The sequence below is a fragment of the Mycobacterium sp. P2_H7 genome (assembly GCF_056403275.1).
The window spans coordinates 1-368 of sequence record NZ_JBFUFU010000081.1 but is presented as its reverse complement, the minus strand read 5'-3'; the positions used below and the strand labels follow the sequence as shown (position 1 = coordinate 368).

Annotated in this window: 1 protein-coding gene; it reads right to left on the bottom strand. The window is 63.7% G+C overall.

What is annotated here, in order from left to right; all coding sequences use genetic code 11:
• Positions 1-368 (bottom strand): hypothetical protein (locus AC1DY7_RS31445; RefSeq protein WP_477497670.1); only part of this gene is annotated, 368 nt, incomplete at both ends.

Below are 368 nucleotides of genomic sequence, written 5' to 3'. Positions count from 1 at the left end.
CCGCCGGTGGTGCCGGCGACATCGTCGGTGACCAACCAGACGCGAGAGTTCTTGTCGGTGAACACCGCCCCGGTGGTGGTGCCGTTGACCCGGATCGGATCGGAAACCCACGCACCGGTACTCAAGTTCAACACCCCGAACTGGGCGCGRTCGAACGCGAYGTCRTTSGTCGTCACATAGGCGCGGGTTTTCTTGCTGTCGAATGTGATTGGGGCGGCGAGTTCGGATCCGCCGGTGGTGGCGAGTGGGCTGATCAGTGCGCCGGTGCTGGTGTTGATTACTCCCACAGTGGTTGTCGAGACCAGCCCGCTCGCACCCTGGTCGTTGACCAGGGTGGCCAGGGCGCGGCCTTTGGCGTAGAAGTTCAG